General features: G+C 71.8%; 1 protein-coding gene. It reads left to right on the top strand.

Annotated features, from left to right (window positions below; translation table 11 throughout):
* The coding region (locus VT52_RS34715; RefSeq protein ID WP_143070983.1) for a condensation domain-containing protein at positions 1–754 on the top strand (754 nt) is incomplete at both ends.

Below are 754 nucleotides of genomic sequence, written 5' to 3'. Positions count from 1 at the left end.
GTGGGTGAGGTTTCGGCTGGTGGTCTGGTGCGGCGGGTGGATGCCCGGGGGTTGTCGGGTGATGCGCTGGATGCGTTGGTGGTGGTGGAGCGTGATGCGGCGCGGGGCCGGTTGTCGCCTGCTGCGGGTGTGATGGTGCGGGGGGTGTGGTTCGACCGGGGTCCGGGTGTGGAGGGTGTGCTGTTGCTGGTCGTTCATCACCTGGTGGTGGACGGGGTGTCGTGGCGGATTCTGCTGCCGGATGTGCGTGCCGCGCTGGAGGCGTTGGTGGCCGGGGGTGTGGTGGAGCTGGGCGGGGTGGCGACGTCGTTCCGGCGGTGGGCGCGGCTTCAGGTGGAGCAGGCGCGGGTGCGTGCGGGTGAGCTGGAGTTCTGGCGTGGTGTGACCGGGTGTGCCGATCCGCTGCTGGGCTCGCGGGCGCTGGACGCGGCGGTGGACGTGGCGGGTTCGGCGGGGCAGTTGGAGGTGCGGCTGCCCGGGTCGGTGTCGTCGCGTCTGCTGGGTGCGGTGCCGGCGGCGTTCCACGGTGAGATCAACGATGTGCTGCTGGCGGGTCTGGCGCGGGCGGTGCGCCGCTGGCGCGCCACCAACACCAACACCGGCACGGGCACGGGTGGTGGTGCGGTGTTGGTGGATGTGGAGGGTCATGGGCGTGAGGAGTTGCCCGGGGTCGATCTTTCGCGGACGGTGGGCTGGTTCACCACGGTGTATCCGGTGGCGCTGGACGCGGGGGAGGGGGATGCGGCCGCGTCGG

Origin of the sequence: Streptomyces malaysiense, assembly GCF_000980885.2 — a bacterium.
GTDB classification, from domain to species: domain Bacteria; phylum Actinomycetota; class Actinomycetes; order Streptomycetales; family Streptomycetaceae; genus Streptomyces; species Streptomyces malaysiense.
The sequence above is the reverse complement of the archived record's forward strand: the minus strand, read 5'-3'. Positions and strand labels throughout refer to the sequence as shown.